This window comes from Ruegeria lacuscaerulensis (assembly GCF_013031245.1).
Lineage (GTDB): Bacteria > Pseudomonadota > Alphaproteobacteria > Rhodobacterales > Rhodobacteraceae > Ruegeria > Ruegeria lacuscaerulensis_C.
Map to the genome: position 1 here is coordinate 156,815 of NZ_WPZL01000001.1, position 14,556 is coordinate 171,370.

16 protein-coding genes are annotated in these 14,556 nt (G+C 58.4%); 10 read left to right on the forward strand and 6 right to left on the reverse strand.

Features of this window, described 5'->3' with window-relative positions:
• Nucleotides 1-24 precede the first annotated feature (24 nt).
• Nucleotides 25-999: an isopenicillin N synthase family dioxygenase gene (locus tag GOX66_RS00820; protein WP_170758682.1), complete on the reverse strand. Its 975-nt coding sequence runs from the start codon at nucleotides 997-999 to the stop codon at nucleotides 25-27.
• A gap of 10 nt (nucleotides 1,000-1,009) precedes the next feature.
• Nucleotides 1,010-1,168, reverse strand: coding sequence for a hypothetical protein (locus tag GOX66_RS00825; protein ID WP_170758684.1), 159 nt, complete (start codon nucleotides 1,166-1,168; stop codon nucleotides 1,010-1,012).
• Nucleotides 1,169-1,336: 168 nt separating this feature from the next.
• Between GOX66_RS00825 and proS the strand changes: the two genes are divergently transcribed.
• Nucleotides 1,337-2,677 carry a proline--tRNA ligase gene (gene proS / locus GOX66_RS00830; RefSeq protein ID WP_170758686.1) on the forward strand — a complete coding sequence of 447 codons (1,341 nt, stop codon included), beginning with the start codon at nucleotides 1,337-1,339 and terminating at the stop codon, nucleotides 2,675-2,677.
• Nucleotides 2,661-3,572, forward strand: a complete 912-nt coding sequence (locus GOX66_RS00835) for a glycosyltransferase family 2 protein (RefSeq protein ID WP_170758688.1) — start codon at nucleotides 2,661-2,663, stop codon at nucleotides 3,570-3,572. Before proS ends, GOX66_RS00835 begins: the two co-directional genes overlap by 17 nt.
• Here the strand turns inward: GOX66_RS00835 and GOX66_RS00840 are convergent.
• Nucleotides 3,569-3,928, reverse strand: a complete 360-nt coding sequence (locus GOX66_RS00840; RefSeq protein WP_170758690.1) for a hypothetical protein — start codon at nucleotides 3,926-3,928, stop codon at nucleotides 3,569-3,571. The two genes, GOX66_RS00835 and GOX66_RS00840, sit on opposite strands and share 4 nt — an antisense overlap.
• Nucleotides 3,929-4,359: 431 nt before the next feature.
• On the opposite strand from GOX66_RS00840, the gene GOX66_RS00845 reads away from it, so the two are divergent.
• Nucleotides 4,360-5,655, forward strand: coding sequence for a lipoprotein-releasing ABC transporter permease subunit (locus tag GOX66_RS00845; protein WP_170758692.1), 1,296 nt, complete (start codon nucleotides 4,360-4,362; stop codon nucleotides 5,653-5,655).
• On the forward strand, nucleotides 5,648-6,334 hold the full coding sequence (locus GOX66_RS00850) for an ABC transporter ATP-binding protein (RefSeq protein ID WP_170758695.1): 687 nt from the start codon (nucleotides 5,648-5,650) through the stop codon (nucleotides 6,332-6,334). Before GOX66_RS00845 ends, GOX66_RS00850 begins: the two co-directional genes overlap by 8 nt.
• Here the strand turns inward: GOX66_RS00850 and GOX66_RS00855 are convergent.
• Entirely contained in the window at nucleotides 6,318-6,755 is a 438-nt protein-coding gene (locus tag GOX66_RS00855) for a DMT family transporter (RefSeq protein WP_170758697.1), read from the reverse strand. The two genes, GOX66_RS00850 and GOX66_RS00855, sit on opposite strands and share 17 nt — an antisense overlap.
• Before the next feature lie 98 nt (nucleotides 6,756-6,853).
• Here GOX66_RS00855 and GOX66_RS00860 point away from each other — a divergent pair, with 98 nt between their 5' ends.
• Nucleotides 6,854-7,258, forward strand: coding sequence for a c-type cytochrome (locus GOX66_RS00860; RefSeq protein WP_170758699.1), 405 nt, complete (start codon nucleotides 6,854-6,856; stop codon nucleotides 7,256-7,258).
• A 3-nt stretch (nucleotides 7,259-7,261) separates the two neighbouring features.
• Here the strand turns inward: GOX66_RS00860 and GOX66_RS00865 are convergent, their stop codons facing one another.
• Both GOX66_RS00865 and GOX66_RS00870 read right to left on the reverse strand, forming a co-directional pair.
• A complete protein-coding gene (locus GOX66_RS00865) occupies nucleotides 7,262-7,948 on the reverse strand; it encodes a hypothetical protein (RefSeq protein ID WP_170758701.1) in 687 nt (228 codons plus the stop codon).
• A 41-nt stretch (nucleotides 7,949-7,989) separates the two neighbouring features.
• Nucleotides 7,990-8,652 carry a DNA-3-methyladenine glycosylase I gene (locus GOX66_RS00870; protein ID WP_170758703.1) on the reverse strand — a complete coding sequence of 221 codons (663 nt, stop codon included), beginning with the start codon at nucleotides 8,650-8,652 and terminating at the stop codon, nucleotides 7,990-7,992.
• Between the two features lie 416 nt (nucleotides 8,653-9,068).
• On the opposite strand from GOX66_RS00870, the gene GOX66_RS00875 reads away from it, so the two are divergent.
• From GOX66_RS00875 to GOX66_RS00895, 5 genes are all read left to right on the forward strand, one after another.
• Nucleotides 9,069-10,019: an ABC transporter substrate-binding protein gene (locus GOX66_RS00875; protein ID WP_170758705.1), complete on the forward strand. Its 951-nt coding sequence runs from the start codon at nucleotides 9,069-9,071 to the stop codon at nucleotides 10,017-10,019.
• 10 nt (nucleotides 10,020-10,029) lie between these two features.
• Nucleotides 10,030-11,079 carry a betaine/proline/choline family ABC transporter ATP-binding protein gene (locus tag GOX66_RS00880; protein ID WP_170758707.1) on the forward strand — a complete coding sequence of 350 codons (1,050 nt, stop codon included), beginning with the start codon at nucleotides 10,030-10,032 and terminating at the stop codon, nucleotides 11,077-11,079.
• Nucleotides 11,076-13,142: an ABC transporter permease gene (locus tag GOX66_RS00885; protein ID WP_170758709.1), complete on the forward strand. Its 2,067-nt coding sequence runs from the start codon at nucleotides 11,076-11,078 to the stop codon at nucleotides 13,140-13,142. The genes GOX66_RS00880 and GOX66_RS00885 overlap by 4 nt, the downstream gene beginning before the upstream one ends.
• 119 nt (nucleotides 13,143-13,261) lie before the next feature.
• Nucleotides 13,262-13,927 (forward strand): NnrU family protein, encoded by a 666-nt coding sequence (locus GOX66_RS00890; protein WP_170758711.1) that lies wholly within the window; start codon nucleotides 13,262-13,264, stop codon nucleotides 13,925-13,927.
• A gap of 72 nt (nucleotides 13,928-13,999) precedes the next feature.
• Nucleotides 14,000-14,521 (forward strand): DUF2478 domain-containing protein, encoded by a 522-nt coding sequence (locus tag GOX66_RS00895; RefSeq protein WP_170758713.1) that lies wholly within the window; start codon nucleotides 14,000-14,002, stop codon nucleotides 14,519-14,521.
• The last annotated feature ends 35 nt before the right edge of the window (nucleotides 14,522-14,556 follow it).

Genomic DNA, 14,556 nt, shown 5'->3' on the forward strand with positions numbered 1-14,556 from the left:
CATGCCGTAGGCGAATTTGGGTCGCTAGTCGTTGAGCGTACCCAGTTCCGGTGTGTGATCATGTGCCGTTTCATTCGGCCAGTTGGTGCGCCATATCTCGGCCGACCAGTGGCCGCAGTGAACGGACGGGCGGTCAAAACCTGGAAGTGGTGCGAGCAGGGGCGCGACAACCACATCATGGCGAGGAACAGCGAAATAGGGGAAAGAATAGCGTTCTTTGCCCGAACGATTGACCACGCGGTGTGGTGTGGATTTCAGCCGACCACCTGACCACAGTTCCAGCATATCGCCGATATTGACGACGAACCCGCCCGGTGGGCAGTCCGGTGTGATCCAGCCGCCATCGCGGGTCTGCACTTCAAGCCCGCCCACGGGATCGGGGGCGATGATAGTCAGAGCGTCGGTGTCCTTGTGCGGATGAATACCATAGCCGCCCTCATCCGGTGCTTGGGGTGGATAGTGCAGCAAGGTCATGTTGGTCATGGGGTCGCGAAATGCATCGCGCAAGACGTTCACGGGAACCTTCAGACCCGTTTCGAGAGCCCCCAGAAGTACGTCTGCTACGCGATCAAGCTGAGACCAGTAGTCGAGAATAACCGCACCAGCCTCGGGCACTTCACGAGGCCATTTATTCGGACCATAAAGCGCACAATCCATTCGGACCGGTGCGTCGCTGGCCACCTCGTGATGCAGTTTGTAGCCTTCGTATTTGTCGGCCTGGCCTGACCCGTCATTCGGTGTGAAGAATCCCATCGGAATGTACCCGCGATAGTTTTCGCGGGTGATCGCCTGATCCCATTTGGAGCTTTCATCAACGTCAAAGATAGCACGAGTGCAGGCGCGAACCTTTGCAACGGTTTCCTGAGAAATGCCAGTACCCGTGATCGACAGGAATCCGATCTGTGTGCAGGCATCCATCACTTGCCGAACAGTCTGCTCGTATTCAGGATGGGCAGTGTCATGCAACGGGGAAATGTCGATTGTAGGGATACGGTCCATTAGCGAAACCTCACGCCCTGTCGACGCAGTTTGGCGTGAACCGGTCGACCAGAAACACCTCGGACACCGCACGCATTGTCGCCAGCGCGGCGGGGCCTGATCCGTTGACCAGAACTTCTGCATTATCGACAACGGGAATCTGACAGGTGGGTTCCTGAATGGTCTGCATTGGCGCCTCTTGGACTATACATTCTTTCACACTTGAAGTTCACAACTGACGGGTCAATCCAAAAACCGACTGACCTGAGGTCGCAAAATCGCCAATGCACGATTGCCCCCGGCGGGGCTTTGGCATAAGCAGCCTTGAAGTCGAATTCTCACCTTTGAAGGTCAATCTATGCGCCTCAGCCGTTACTTTCTGCCCGTTCTCAAGGAAAACCCGTCCGAGGCTCAGATCGTCAGCCACCGGTTGATGCTGCGCGCAGGCATGATCAAACAGGCCGCCGCCGGGATTTATTCCTGGTTGCCGCTGGGCTTCAAAGTGCTGCGCAAGCTGGAGGATATCATCCATGAGGAGCAGGCGCGCGCAGGCCATATCGCGATCCAGATGCCAATTATCCAGTCGGCAGACCTGTGGCGTGAATCCGGGCGCTATGATGACTACGGTCAGGAAATGCTGCGTATGAGGGACCGGCATGACCGGGATATGCTGTTCACCCCCACCGCCGAAGAACTGGTCACTGACATCTTCCGCGGTCACGTCAACAGCTACAAGGACCTGCCCCTGACGCTTTATCAAATCCAGTGGAAGTTCCGCGACGAGATCCGCCCGCGTTTTGGCGTGATGCGAGGGCGCGAGTTCTACATGAAGGACGGTTACAACTTCGACCTGTCGAAAGAAGATGCGCTGCACGCTTATAACCGCCATCTGGTCACATACCTTCGCACCTACGAGCGCATGGGCCTGCAGGCCATCCCGATGCGCGCGGATTCCGGCCCGATCGGCGGCGACAACACGCATGAGTTCCTTGTATTGGCCGATACCGGTGAGTCCGAGGTCTTCTATGACAGCGCAGTCACTGACCTGACCTTTGGTGATCGTGAGATCGACTATGACAACCGGGAACAGTGTCAGGCGATCCTCGAAGAGTTTACCTCGAAGTACGCCCGCACGGATGAAACCCATGACGAGGCGCTGTTCAATCAGGTGCCCGAGGAACGTCGCCGTGTGGCGCGCGGGATCGAGGTTGGACAGATCTTCTATTTCGGCACCAAGTATTCGGAGGCGATGGGCGCGACGGTCCAAGGCCCCGATGGCAAGCCGGTTCCGGTGCACATGGGCAGCCACGGCATCGGCGTAAGCCGCCTGATCGGCGCTATCATCGAGGCCAGCCACGATGACAAGGGCATCATCTGGCCAGAAGGCGTGACACCGTTCCACTGCGGTATCGTCAATCTCAAGCAAGGCGACGAAGAAGCGGATGCAGCTTGCGATAAGATCTACAGCGCGCTGACTGCGCTGGGTCTGGAACCGCTTTATGACGACCGCAAAGAGCGGGCAGGTGGCAAATTCGCCACAATGGATCTGATCGGATTGCCATGGCGCATCACCGTCGGCCCGCGTGGTCTGAAGAACGGCGTGGTCGAACTGACCAACCGCCGTACCGGCGAAAGCGAGGAACTGAGCCCCGAGGCCGCCGTCACCAGAATCGCCGAGATCTATGAGCAAATCGCCTGAGAATCTCCGTCAGCCGCTGATCTCGGTTGTCACCGTTACCAGAAACCTGATCGAGGAGGGGCGCGAAGAAACAATTCTTAGCGCCCTGAACAGCGTCCAGAGCCAGAGTTTTCGAGACGTCGAACACGTGATCTGGGATGGAAAGTCGACTGACGGCACTCAGGAATTGCTCAAGCAGGCGATCAAAGGCATTTCAACTTCGGCGGATTGTATTCCGGTCCGCTATTTTTGCGAACCCGATCAGAGCCTCTATGACGCGATGAACAAAGCCGTCGAGCTTTGTGCCGGAGAGTATATTCTGTTCTTGAACTCGGACGACTTGATTCCGGGTGACGACTGTCTGCTCAACATAAGTAACGCGATAAAGGGAACCCGACCGGATTTCATCTATGGCGAAACGATTTTCGTCGATGAAGATGGCAGTCAGCGCCATGCGCGTCGCTTAACCATCAAATCTATCCTTCAACGAATGCCCTTTGGTCACAATGCGATGCTGATCCGGAAATCTCTGTTTCAGCAATTGGGGGGGCATGACCTGCGGTTCCGCATTGTCGCCGATTACGACATGCTTCTGCGCATGATTTTGGCTGGCCATCAGGGTCACAAAGTGCAAACACCTTTATCGCTTTTCCGAAAAGGCGGAGTATCGGCCGATGCCGATGCAGTTGGTGCTGAAATGGCTGAATGCTGGCGAAAGAACTTCGGCGAGTTTTGCGATATGTCCGGATACGACGAAAGCCAGCGCATTGAGTGGTTCAGGAAAGGACAACTGCCGGTAAGGGTTTCATCGGCAATTCTGTTGAAATCGCTTGCACAGCCTATGACTGCACACGCAGCGCTCTTTAGCCTTGCAAAAACTCTGCGCCGGTCGGTTCAGTTCTGGAGGCGTTATTAAACGCCGCCCACTGTTGGCCGTGCGGTCAGAATATCGCCATCGGCGTGACTGCCCCGCGCTACGACGATTGGCCGGCCTAAACGGCGCACAAGGTCTTTGAATTCGAACCCTAAAAACCGCAACCCGCAAACCCGGTCGCCTGTGTCGCGATCAGTGATGCAAAGCCGCCCTTGCCGAAAGGCGAGGCGATAACCCTTGTCTCTCAGGATTTCTGTCAGGCCGCTCCAGCTTACTGCGCTGGAGAATGCCGGGCGGATCGTGGCGCGCAGTAATGCGGCTGTTTCACAATCCAATTCTGTTGATGCTCTGTGGGCCGAAATTGCGCCCTTCTGTTCAAGTTCAAGTCGAATACTCATGAGCGACCCCCGCTCTTAAAACCATTTACTCCCCCACTAAAAGTGGTAACAAAGTTAAATAAACTTAGCAAAACACGAAATAAAATTGCGCACCAAAATGTTGCATTTTGAATTCAGTTTATCGCGCTTTGCCAGTATTGGTTTCATAGCTGAAACAATGGCGACATGTCTGTGAATAGGATCACAACTATGGGTTTAAGTTCGTTTCAGGGTGATCTCCTTAAATCCGATGCAGCCCCACTCATCCGAGCTTTGCTGATTCGTTTTTGGGTGGTTTGGTGCTTGCAGTATTCGTTCCTGTAACGAGTGTCAGCGATCCTGGTACGAAGCCGCTTATTGGCCCGAACAGAGACCCCGGAAGAGAGACAACCGGCTTGACCATCCGGCGAAATGCCGAAAGGGTCGCGCCGAACAAAACATCCGGAGCAGGCATGGCCAATACACCCCCGCCCTTTGCCCCATTTGAATGGAAAATCGCCTGGCGCTATCTGCGTGCGCGCCGCGCCGAGGGTGGTGTCAGCGTGATGACCTGGATTTCTCTGATCGGGATCACACTGGCCGTATTTGCTCTGATTGCCACGCTAGCCGTGCGGTCGGGATTCCGGTCTGAGTTCGTCGGCACCATTCTGGGGGCCAATGCCCATGTCACAGTGTATTCCTCTGGCAATTTCGATGCGCAGGGGCGTCTGGACCGAACTATCGCAGACTATGATGACATGGCCGACCGTATCGCACAGGTGCCCGGTGTGGTCCGTGCTGCACCACTGGTCAAAGGGCAGGTGCTGATCACCAATCGCGACCGCAGTAGTGGCGTTGAGGTATTTGGCATCCACCCCGATGATCTGCTCGACCTGCCCGGCGTTGCCCAAAGTGAACAGGCCGTCGGCGATCTGTCGCTGTTTCACGAAGGCGAAGACGTGATCGCCATCGGCTCGGGCGTGGCACGCAGTATTGGGGCAGCCGTCGGCGACACCGTTAAGCTGACTTCGCCAAACGGGGTGAAAACCGCCTTTGGCACCTCGCCACGGGTGAATGCCTATCGCGTGGTCTATTTGTTTTCAGCCGGTCGCTACGATATCGACCGCACGCGCGTCTACATGCCCTTCGATCAGGCGCAGAATTTTTTTAACCGGGAGGGCGTCGCTGACGAAATTGAGGTGATGGTCGAGCGACCGGAAGAGCTGACACCGATCCTGATCCCGATCATTGAGGCCGCGGGCGAGCGCAGTCAGATCTGGACATGGCAGGACGCATCGGGCGGCTTTCTGCGCGCGCTTGAGGTTGAGGACAACGTGATGTTCATCATCCTGTCGATCCTCGTGCTGATCGCGGCAATGAACATCGTCTCGGGACTAATCATGCTGGTGAAAAACAAGGGCCGGGATATCGGTATCCTGCGGACTATTGGCCTGAGCGAAGGGTCGGTGCTGCGGGTGTTCTTCATCTGTGGTGCTTTCACGGGCATCATCGGCACCGCATTGGGTGTTGTTCTTGGCTGCCTGTTTGCCATCTATATCGACCCGATATTCTCGTTCGTGAACTACGTGATGGGCGGCGGGGTCTGGGATCCGTCCATTCGGGGCATCTATGCTCTGCCCGCCGAGCTGCACCTGTCGGATGTGCTCAAGGCGATTGGGCTGTCTCTGGGTCTGTCCTTCTTTGTCACCTATTTCCCGGCCCGCCGCGCGGCGCGGCTGAATCCGGTTGAGGCGCTGCGCTATGAATGATGTGACGATGCGGCTGAACGGTCTGACCAAGACCTATCTGAAAGGCACTCCGGGAGAGGTTCAGGTGTTGCGTGGTGCCGATCTGGAACTGCGTGGTGGTGAGGCGGTGGCTCTGGTTGCACCCTCGGGCGCAGGCAAGTCGACCTTACTGCACATAGCCGGGTTATTGGACACTGCCGATGCCGGTTCGGTCGAGATCGCGGGCCGGAAGGTAAAAAGTAAGGGCGACCGCAGCCGTACGGCACTCAGGCGTCAGGATGTGGGTTTCGTCTATCAGTTCCACCACTTGCTGCCCGAATTCACGGCGCTGGAGAACATCACCCTGCCGCAGCTGGCCAATGGCGTGTCAGAGAAGGTGGCGCAGGAAAGGGCGATGACTTTGCTGGACAGAGTCGGCGTCGCGCCGCGCGCCGATCACCGTCCGGCGGCTTTGTCGGGCGGCGAGCAACAGCGCGTGGCTTTCTGTCGGGCGCTGGCCAACAAGCCTCGGGTTCTGCTGGCCGATGAGCCGACAGGTAATCTGGACCCTGAGACCTCGGATCAGGTGTTTGACGCGCTGATGGCGCTGGTTCGGGACGAGGGGCTTTCGGCGCTGATTGCCACGCACAACATGGACCTTGCCGCGCGGATGGACCGCAAGCTGCGGCTGGAGGCGGGTATGCTCAAGCCAGTTGAGTGATTGCAACGCCCAAGGCCATCACGGCGATACCGCCTGCACGGATCCAAGACAGCGGCGTAATCTGCGCGCCGAACAGGCCGAAATGGTCGATGGCCGCCGTGCTGATCAGTTGCCCCAGCAGTACAAAGAACACCGCGTTGCCGACGCCAAAATGCGGGGCGACGTGGGTGATCGACAGCACGTAGAACGCGATCAGAACGCCTGCCAGCAGCAGGTGTTTGGGGGCGTCCGCCACTTTTGACAGCGCTCCGAAGCCCGGAAACAGCAACAAGACCAACGCGGACGATGCAAACGCGATGGCGAACAGGACCAAAGCCGCGGCGGTTGGCGATCCGATCAGCTTGCCCAATGCCGCGTTCAATGCCGCAAGGATCGGCACGCCAATTCCGGCTGCCAGCATTATAGCTGCGTATTGTGTCATTGCCTGTACCCTCTGCGCCGCAATTCGTTGATCTGGATCATTGCGCCAAGCGGCACCTCGGGCAAGCCTGCAAATGTCAATTGTGACAGGAGGATGCGATGATCAGACCGATACTGAGTGCAGTTTCTATAGGCATGCTGGCGATGGCGTCCCAAGTCAGCGCGCAGGATGTGGAAACCGGTGCTGAACTGTTTCAGCATTACTGCGCGACGTGTCACGGGATTGACGCAACCGGGCATGGTCCAATGGCCGGTGTCCTGGTCATTCAGCCGATTGACCTGACCAAGCTTGCAGGTGAGGACGGAGTTTTTCCAACCGCTCGGGTCGTGGCGCGGATCGATGGGCGTGACCCGCTGGTCAGTCACGGCAGCCCGATGCCTGTCTACGGACCATATTTCGATGGTCAGGACACCTCGATGAAAACGCATGAAGGTCAGCCGATCCTGACAAGCCAGCCGATTGTTGATCTGGTCGCCTATCTTGAGACCTTGCAAGGGAATTGAGCCTTAGCGGCAAATGCCGTCAATCTTGGCGCCGCTCCAGGGAATAACGATGTCGCGTTCACGCTGTGATTCCGGTAGAGGAGACAGATCGAAATGCGCGCCCAGCATATCGTGCAATCGCCGGGTGCGCGGCGCGGTTGGGTCCAGTGCCCGGCAGCAGACGTACTCTTCGACAATGGCGCCCTGTTGCTCGAACCCGTAGGATAGAAAATCGGGTGAGGTGCTCAGGTCGAACAGGTAGGGGTCCTTGTTGCCGCCATGTTCGGCCGCGGCGCGCAGGGGGTGGTAGCCGGTGGTCCTTCGGTTCTGCCATTGCCAGATATGGGTCAGTTCATGGGCCAGCAGCATCGCAGCCACCAGATCCATCTGTTCGGGGAACTCGGACATATAGTCCTCAAGATACCAATCACGCGTGAAATACACTCTGTTGAACAGCGCCACGGCGGCGGGTTTCGCCGTGACAATACCTTCTTCGGGTGGTGGAAGAATGCGTTCCCGACAGGCAAGGCGCGGGCGCTCTTTGCGATAGAAGGTTATCGGCGCGACCGGAGCCCCTTCGACCAGACGCACCTGATCCAGATTCAGCGTGTCACCCTGCATGGCGCTGGCAAAGGCGCGCTCCTGATCCGTCAGCGGGCGACCGCAGGAGGCAAGCAGGAAGAGAAACATCATCAAAATGCGGAAAGCCATGATTGAAGCCTAATGCGATGCCTTCGCTCTGCAACCAGTTTTCACAGGCTCATCGCCAAAACCCGGCTGATTTCCGTCAGCGTCCGCCCGGATTGGCCCATCCATGTGTTAAAGGCCCGCTGAACGGCCGCCATAGCCTTTTTAGAGGTGGATGCCTTGTCAATCACCCCTTCGGCAATCAACCGCGCGGTGACGTCCTGAGAGAGGATGAAACTGTCCCGGCCCGCGAACCGCATGGCATATTGGGCCGAAGCACCGCCGAGGCGCGATCCACGTTTGCCCAGCATCGCCAGAAGGCCCACATAATCCGTCGAGGGCCAGCCGCCCAAAACATGGCCAACACCCCCTTCTTCGCGCAATTCAAGAAGAAAGGCGGCGTTTTCCCGGACTGTCGCGATCTTGGTCCCGTTGCGCACGATACGGGTGTCCTGAAGTAGCGAGTCGAATTTCTCATCATCCATGAAGGCACACCGCCCGACATCGAACCCGTCAAAAGCAGTTTCGAACCCGTCCCATTTGTTTTCGATGACTTTCCAGTTGAACCCGGCCTGAAAGATGGTCTTGGTAATGACCGACAACCAGCGATCATCGGGCATGGCGGCAAGTTCGGTCACGCTTTTGGGTTTGCTCAGCTTTTTTTCCAATGCGTCCGGGCCGCCGTGGCGGTCAGCGGCGATGGCGAATATCTCGTCGAAAGTGTGCATTTGCGGCGTCCTCCGCCGGTAGGGTTGCGTGTTGAGCGGCCGGTTGCAAGGCTTCTGATCGCGCACTTTCACGGGTCTCCGACCGCCTGACCCCCTAGAGCGGCGCAAAAAAATAACTGAAATGTAAAAGAAAAGCTCGACAAAATAGAGGATTCGGGTTTGTGATTGACTCGTCAGTCAACGTCTCGACCCCCAAGAAAGCCAAAGCACAAGGGGTGGACGATTTTCATGGCGCAGCAGGTGGGGGAAATTGTCAGACTGAGAGGCGAGTAATTCCGCCCCGGTTCAAACTGTTCACTTCCCTTTTCCGGCTAATTTTGTGCATGTTGCGACATGGTATTGTCGTTCGACAAGCTTTCCGGCACCAGACAGAGCGCCGGGGTGGGCAAAAACAAAATAAGACAGGGAGAATGTCGATGAAGAAACTCAGTGTAAGCCTGTTGGCTATGGCCGTCGCCAGTTCCGCCTATGCGGCGGACATGGGCGCCGTTGATGAGCCGATCAAGCTGGCGATCAACGAATGGACCGGCCAGCACGTAACGACACATGTGGCGGGTGAGATGCTTAAAGCCGCCGGGTACAACGTGGAATATGTAACCGCGGGTATGATGAACCAGTTCCAGGCTCTGGCAGACGGTGACATCGACGCGACGCTGGAAATCTGGTCGTCCAACGTGTCGGACGAATACGCCAAGAAGATTGACGAGGGCACTGTCGTCGAAATTGGTGATCTGGGTCTGGATGCGAAAGAAGGCATCGCGTACCCCGCGCACGTAGCCGACCTGTGCCCGGGCCTGCCCGCTTGGGAAGCACTCAAGGACTGTGCTCAGGTATTTGCCACGGCTGAAACGTTGCCCGGTGGCCGTCTGGTCGATTACCCGGCTGATTGGGGAACCCCTGGCGCGGACCGCATGACAGGGTTGGAACTGCCCTTCAAAGCAGTACCTGCAGGTTCCGAAGGTGCCTTGATCGCAGAACTGCGCGCCTCGACCGAGCGGAAATCACCGCTTTTGATCACCTTCTGGCAGCCGCACTGGGCGATGTCGGCCTACGATGTGCAGTTTGTTGACCTGCCCGCAGGTGAAGAAGCATGTTTCACCGACCCGGCCTGGGGACCGAACCCGAACGCCGTGAACGACTGTGACTTCTCGCCGTCGCGCATTTTCAAGGCTGGGTGGAGCGGCATGGCAGACAAATGGCCTGCCGCCTATGAAATCCTGACCAACTATCAGTTGGCGGTCGAAGACCAGCAGCCGATGATGGGCGCGATCGATGTTGACGGCGGGTCCGTCGAAGAAGTTGTCGCCGCATGGATGGCCGAGAACGAAGGCAAATGGCGTCCTGTTGTTGACGCGGCAACCCAGTGAGTCCGCTTAAGTGACCGACGCTATTTCACCAGCCATTGCCTGCCGGAATCTCTGGCAGGTCTTTGGCCCCGGTGCTGACAAAGCCCTGACCGACGCGCTGTCTCGGTCAGGGAATGACGCCGACAAAGCCGCCGCCGATTTGCGTGAACACGGGTTCATCCCGGCTGTTCAGGACGCGAACTTCGAAGTCAATGAGGGCGAGTTGTTCGTCATTATGGGACTTTCGGGATCGGGTAAGTCCACGCTGATCCGTTGTATTTCGCAATTGTTGCCCGGCACGGGCGGTGAAATCCGAGTGGATGGTGAAAACGTAATCGGAGCATCCAAGAAAGCCCTGACCGAACTGCGCCGCAAAAAGCTGGGCATGGTGTTCCAGCATTTCGGCCTGTTCCCGCATATGACTGTCGCCGAAAACGTGGCTTATCCGCTGCGGGTACAAGGCATCAGCCGCAAGGAACGGCTGGCCCGCGCGCAGGAAGTGATCTCATTGGTCGGGCTGGAAAGTCGGGAGGACAGTTTCCCACGCCAGCTTTCAGGTGGTCAGCGCCAGCGTGTTGGTATCGCGCGCAGTCTCGCCGTGAACCCCGATATCTGGTTTCTGGATGAGCCGTTTTCGGCCCTGGATCCACTGATCCGCCGTCAGCTGCAGGACGAGTTCCTGCGCATTCAGGCGACGCTGAAGAAATCCATTGTGTTCATCACGCACGACATCGCGGAGGCGCTGAAACTCGCTGACCGCATCGCTATCATGCGCGACGGCAAAATCGTTCAAATCGGAACGCCCACGGATATCGTTTTGCGTCCGGTCGATGATTACGTGCGTGAATTCTCCAAGGACGTGGCCAAGGGCCAGCACGCCAAAGTTGCCTCGGTCATGCGCGGCGAGGGCGAATGCGGGCCGGATGATCCGGGCCTGACCACGGCGATGACACTGGACGCAGCGCTTGCGCATTGCATGGAGCTGTATGAGCCGGTGCCGGTGCGCGACGAGGCTGGCAACATTGTCGGCAACGTTCACCCGTCCGACCTGGCCGCCGCGTTGCAGGTGGATGAGACATGACGGCAGTCACGGACATCCCCTCTCAGCACGCGGCGAGACTGACGGCGGGCGCCAAAGCGGCGCTGATCACAGTAATTGTCGGCGCGGTATGTCTGGCGCTGGAAGGGACCGCACCCTGGTTGGTCAAATGGCCGACCACTTGGGAATTGCCGGCAACACAATGGGTCGGGGCATTTCTGGACTGGTTCCTGAATGGCATAAAACCGGTGATGCGGCTGTTCTCCGATCTGATGACCTATCCGATGGATGCGGCCAATTATGTTCTGGGCAACACACCTTGGCCGATCCTGATCGGTTTAGTCACGGCGCTGGGCTGGTATCTGGGCGGTTTGCCGATGGCGGCGCTGGGGTTCTTTGGTCTCAGCTTTGTGCTGGCCTCAGGTTATTGGGCCGAGAGTATGAATACGCTGGCGCTGGTTGCAGTCTCGGTCCCCGTTGCGCTGATCGTTGGCGGAGCAATCGGCATCCTTGCAAACGAGGTGCCTAAGGTAAAATCCTTCGTTCAGGCCGTGCTGGACGTGATGCAGACGGTCCCGACATTCGCCTACCTGACCCCATTGCTTCTCTTGTTCGGCTTTGGCCCTGTGGTGGGCCTGATCGCCTCGGCCATCTATGCGGCCCCACCGATGGCGCGCAATGTGATGCTGGGGCTGGAGCGGGTGGAGCCCGAGATCAAAGAGGCCGCCATCATGTCCGGTGGCACGCGGTTCCAGCAGTTGTTTCAGGTCGAAATCCCTGCCGCCGCGACGCAGATCATGGTTGGTGTGAACCAATGCCTGATGGCAGCCCTGTCAATGGTCATCATTGCTGCCGTCATCGGCGGGTTCAATGACATCGGCTGGGAGGTTCTGCTGACAATGCGCAAGGCGCAGTTCGGAGAATCCCTGATGGCCGGTCTGGTGATCGTGGTTTTTGCCGTGGTGATCGACCGCATGAGCGGCACTCTGGCGACCGAGCGTAAGCGTTATGACCAACGTGTTGTCTGGGTTGTGCTGGGCTTTGCCGTGCTGTTCACAGCTGCCTTTTGGGCGTGGTTGCCGAACCCATCCGAGTTGACGCTGCTGGACCCGATGGCCGAGGCGGTGGATAGCGGGCTGACGGCCTTCACCCAGGCGAACGGCCCTTGGCTGGATGCCCTCAAGAACAACTCTTTGTTCTATGTATTGCTACCGCTGCGGATTGGTCTGGATCAGGCGGTTTTGCCTTTCACCTGGGGTTTCCAGTGGACACCTGCCATGAGCTACGGCTTGTTTGCCGTTGGCGCGGTGATCGCTCTGCTGATGGCGTGGCGCGGACATCTGACTGGTGGTCTGGTCGTGCTGATCCTGATCGGGATGTTGGAAACCGGCATCGCGAACCTGCCGTGGCCGTTTGTCCTGACCGGAGCCGCCGCGCTGGGCTGGGTCGCGGGCGGCTGGCGTCTGTCGGCACTGTCGGTTGGGCTGCTGTGCACCATCCTCGTGTCGGGGCTGTGGGAACGGGCGCTGCTGTCGCTTTACCTTAGCGGCGCAGCAGTGTTTTCCTGTGCCGTGGCCGGTGGCCTGATCGGTCTGGCCAGCGCTGTGTGGGAGCCGGTGTGGAAAATTGTCCGCCCGATCTGCGACATGCTGCAGACGATCCCTCTGTTCGTATTCCTGATCCCGGTGCTGATGGTGTTCCAGATTGGTGAATTCTCGGCCTTTTTGGCGATCTGTGCTTACGCCATCGTCCCGATGATCCGCTACACACGGCACGGGTTGGTCAACACGCCGGAAGAGATGATGGAGGCCGCCATTTCAAGCGGTGCGACCGAGTGGCAGATCATGCGCGACGTCCGCGCGCCCTATGCGGCGCCGACAATCCTGCTGGGGTTGAACCAGACCATCCTCTATGCCTTCGCCATGCTGGTGATTGCTGCCCTGATCGGCACCACCGGTCTGGGCCAGTCGATCTATCTGGCGCTGGGGCAGGCGGATGTGGGGCTGGGTATCTCGGCCGGAGCGGCGATGGCCATCCTTGCCCTGATCGCCGACCGTATGGTGCAGGGTTTTGCCGAGGAACGGCGCAAGGCACTTGGCCTGTAAATTGGGGCAGGGGCGGCGCGTCCGCCCCATTGCCACCACGTCAGAACCCGACTTGATTTCGGACAAGGACCGGCCCGGAGTGACGGCCTAAACCGGGCCAAACACCTTCGGAGAATACCATGACCGGTTGGGGCCTATTCCTTGCAGCACTGATCACCTTTCTGCTGACGCATGTCGTCCCAGCGCGGCCAGCCGTGCGTGGGCGTCTGATCGAATCTATGGGGCGCAGAAGGTACTTCGCCGCTTATTCTGTTTTGTCCCTGCTCGTGCTGGGCTGGTTAATCATCGCTGCGGCGCAGGCCCCGTATGTCGAGGTCATTCCGCCGCTCGGTATCTTTCGCTGGGCTCCGCTGCTTATCATGCCGGTCGTGTGCTGGCTGGCGATTGCTGGGTTGTCGATCGAGAACCCGTTTTCCTTTGGCGGGTTGGGGCATCGGTCGTTTGATCCTGAAAACCCCGGCATCCTGCGCACAACACGCCACCCGATTCTTGCCGCGCTCATGCTGTGGGCCTGCGCGCATCTGCTGGCCAATGGCAGCCTGTCTCACGTCATCCTGTTCGGCCTGTTTGCAGGCTTTGCAGCAATGGGTATGGCCCTGATTGACCGCCGCAACGCACGGGAGATGGGGATCGAATGGATACGCCTGTCCCGCAATACCGCACGCTTTTCCCTGCGTGCGCCACACCCCTGGCCAAGCAGATGGATTGGGTTGGTTGCTCTCGCTGTATTTGCGGTACTGCTTCACCTGCACGCACCTGTGATCGGGCTTTCCCCGCTGCCGTAACAGGGGGAGTGGTCGGATGGGGTCATGCGTGCTATCTGGAATGTCACACTTTTGGACTAAGAGGGTCTCTGAATGTATCTGGCCTATGTCACTACGACCGACCGCGGCGCAACCGACCGCCTTCTAAGCGCCGTTGCCGAGCGTCTTCTGAGTACCGGCGCACGGTTGGCCGGAGTGGTTCAAACCAACACGGAATGCACCGACAGCAGCAAATGCGACATGGATGTCCGGGTCTTGCCGGAAGGCGAGACCATCCGCATCTCGCAATCACTGGGGGCGCAAGCACGAGGATGCCGTCTGGATCCGGCAGCGCTGGAGCAGGCCGTTGGTTATGTGACTGCTTCGCTGGCAGATGCGCCGCAGCTGCTGATCATCAACAAGTTCGGTAAGCATGAGGCCGACGGGCGCGGCTTTCGTCCCGTGATTGCCGAGGCCCTGGCGCTGGATATCCCGGTGTTGGTCGGTGTGAACAGCCTGAACAAGGAAAAGTTCGAAGAGTTCACCGACGGAGCGGCCGAGCAGATCGCTCCGGACATTGAGGCCGTGACCGCGTGGTTCGAACGCGTCACCGCGCAACGCGTAGCTGCGGCCTGACGGAAGCTCCCGTTGGGTAAGCTGCTGTAATCCTG

Bases quoted from the DNA above. Each gene is read 5' to 3' on its own strand.
- GOX66_RS00820 (WP_170758682.1), bottom strand. From the start codon at position 999: ATGGACCGTATCCCTACAATCGACATTTCCCCGTTGCATGACACTGCC.
- GOX66_RS00825 (WP_170758684.1), bottom strand. From the start codon at position 1,168: ATGCAGACCATTCAGGAACCCACCTGTCAGATTCCCGTTGTCGATAAT.
- proS (WP_170758686.1), top strand. From the start codon at position 1,337: ATGCGCCTCAGCCGTTACTTTCTGCCCGTTCTCAAGGAAAACCCGTCC.
- GOX66_RS00835 (WP_170758688.1), top strand. From the start codon at position 2,661: ATGAGCAAATCGCCTGAGAATCTCCGTCAGCCGCTGATCTCGGTTGTC.
- GOX66_RS00840 (WP_170758690.1), bottom strand. From the start codon at position 3,928: ATGAGTATTCGACTTGAACTTGAACAGAAGGGCGCAATTTCGGCCCAC.
- GOX66_RS00845 (WP_170758692.1), top strand. From the start codon at position 4,360: ATGGCCAATACACCCCCGCCCTTTGCCCCATTTGAATGGAAAATCGCC.
- GOX66_RS00850 (WP_170758695.1), top strand. From the start codon at position 5,648: ATGAATGATGTGACGATGCGGCTGAACGGTCTGACCAAGACCTATCTG.
- GOX66_RS00855 (WP_170758697.1), bottom strand. From the start codon at position 6,755: ATGACACAATACGCAGCTATAATGCTGGCAGCCGGAATTGGCGTGCCG.
- GOX66_RS00860 (WP_170758699.1), top strand. From the start codon at position 6,854: ATGATCAGACCGATACTGAGTGCAGTTTCTATAGGCATGCTGGCGATG.
- GOX66_RS00865 (WP_170758701.1), bottom strand. From the start codon at position 7,948: ATGGCTTTCCGCATTTTGATGATGTTTCTCTTCCTGCTTGCCTCCTGC.
- GOX66_RS00870 (WP_170758703.1), bottom strand. From the start codon at position 8,652: ATGCACACTTTCGACGAGATATTCGCCATCGCCGCTGACCGCCACGGC.
- GOX66_RS00875 (WP_170758705.1), top strand. From the start codon at position 9,069: ATGAAGAAACTCAGTGTAAGCCTGTTGGCTATGGCCGTCGCCAGTTCC.
- GOX66_RS00885 (WP_170758709.1), top strand. From the start codon at position 11,076: ATGACGGCAGTCACGGACATCCCCTCTCAGCACGCGGCGAGACTGACG.
- GOX66_RS00890 (WP_170758711.1), top strand. From the start codon at position 13,262: ATGACCGGTTGGGGCCTATTCCTTGCAGCACTGATCACCTTTCTGCTG.
- GOX66_RS00895 (WP_170758713.1), top strand. From the start codon at position 14,000: ATGTATCTGGCCTATGTCACTACGACCGACCGCGGCGCAACCGACCGC.